This is a genomic window from Streptococcus pseudopneumoniae (assembly GCF_001068775.1).
GTDB lineage: Bacteria > Bacillota > Bacilli > Lactobacillales > Streptococcaceae > Streptococcus > Streptococcus pseudopneumoniae_N.
In genome coordinates this window covers 1-597 of record NZ_JWAJ01000084.1, presented here as the reverse complement: position 1 = coordinate 597, position 597 = coordinate 1, and the positions used below count along the sequence as shown (strand labels likewise).

General features: G+C 41.2%; 1 protein-coding gene. It reads left to right on the top strand.

Annotated elements, in window-relative coordinates:
• The first annotated feature begins 59 nt into the window (after positions 1–59).
• Positions 60–524: a sigma-70 family RNA polymerase sigma factor gene (locus ADF68_RS04025; protein ID WP_049548744.1), complete on the top strand. Its 465-nt coding sequence runs from the start codon at positions 60–62 to the stop codon at positions 522–524.
• Positions 525–597: the final 73 nt, after the last annotated feature.

The window sequence follows — 597 nt, the reverse complement described above, 5'->3', positions numbered from 1 at the left end:
CAAAGCCCTTCTTTCCCCCTTTCTCTGCTATACTACAAGCAGAGAAAGGGGGAAAGCAAATGCTTGAAAAGTATTATGAGAAGGTAAAAGGAATTGTCCATAGATGTCGAAAAGATTACTATCTCCACCTGTGGGAAAAAGAGGATTGGGACCAAGAAGGACTGATCTGTCTCTATGAACTCCTTGAGGCCCATCCAGAATTAGTGGAAGAGGAAAAGAAACTCTACGTCTACTTCAAAACAAAATTCCGCAATCGAATCCTAGATAGCGTCAGAAAACAAGAGAGTCAAAAACGTCGCCTGGACCGTATGGCCTATGAAGAAGTAGGGGAAATTAGCCATCGCCTACCAGAAGGAGGATTGTGGCTGGATGATTACTACGCCCTTCATGAATTGCTGGATAGTTATAGAAGAAAATTACCACAAGATAAGCAAGAAGCCTATGAACGGCTCTGGGCAGACGAACGATTTAAAGGCCGCAAATCCATGCTGCAAGAGTTAAAGGAAGTAATTCAGGAGAAATGAAAAAAAGTTCAAAAAAGGTGTTGACAAAGTAAGAAAAGTCGGTATAATAGTAAGAGTTGAAAATAACAACTCC

What these genes read in the sequence shown, in the direction of transcription:
- ADF68_RS04025 (WP_049548744.1), top strand. Translation starts at nt 60, where the DNA reads ATGCTTGAAAAGTATTATGAGAAGGTAAAAGGAATTGTCCATAGATGT.